Genomic DNA, 636 nt, shown 5'->3' with positions numbered 1-636 from the left:
ATCCCAGAGCCAGAGCGTGACATCGACAAGCCATTCCTATTACCGATTGAAGACGTATTCTCAATCTCAGGTCGTGGTACAGTAGTAACTGGTCGTGTTGAGCGTGGTATCATCACAGTTGGTGACGAAGTAGAAATCGTTGGTATCAAAGACACTACTAAGACAACTTGTACTGGTGTAGAAATGTTCCGTAAGCTGCTTGACGAAGGTCGTGCAGGTGAGAACTGTGGTGTTTTATTACGTGGTACTAAGCGTGATGAAGTAGAACGTGGTCAAGTACTTGCTAAGCCAGGTACCATCACTCCACACACTACTTTTGAATCAGAAGTATACGTGTTATCAAAAGATGAAGGTGGTCGTCACACTCCATTCTTCAAAGGTTACCGTCCACAGTTCTACTTCCGTACAACTGACGTAACTGGTACTATCGAGTTACCAGAAGGCGTAGAAATGGTAATGCCAGGTGACAACATCAAGATGGTTGTTACTCTAATCTACCCAATCGCGATGGACGACGGTTTACGTTTCGCTATCCGTGAAGGTGGCCGCACAGTAGGTGCTGGTGTTGTAGCTAAAATCATCGCTTAATCGCGACTTTAGTTCACACTAAAAAAGGAAGCTTCGGCTTCCTTTTTT

The 636-nt window shown here is 44.8% G+C and carries 1 protein-coding gene; it reads left to right on the top strand.

Features of this window, described 5'->3' with window-relative positions; all coding sequences use genetic code 11:
• Positions 1-588, top strand: a 588-nt coding sequence (locus tag L2672_RS17240) for an EF-Tu C-terminal domain-related protein (RefSeq protein WP_248997063.1), incomplete at its 5' end; no start/stop codon positions are given.
• Between the last annotated feature and the right edge of the window lie 48 nt (positions 589-636).

The sequence above is a fragment of the Shewanella gaetbuli genome, assembly GCF_023284065.1.
Taxonomy (GTDB): Bacteria; Pseudomonadota; Gammaproteobacteria; order Enterobacterales; family Shewanellaceae; genus Shewanella; species Shewanella gaetbuli.
Note: the sequence above shows the minus strand (reverse complement) of the source record. Positions and strands in the feature narration are given on the sequence as shown.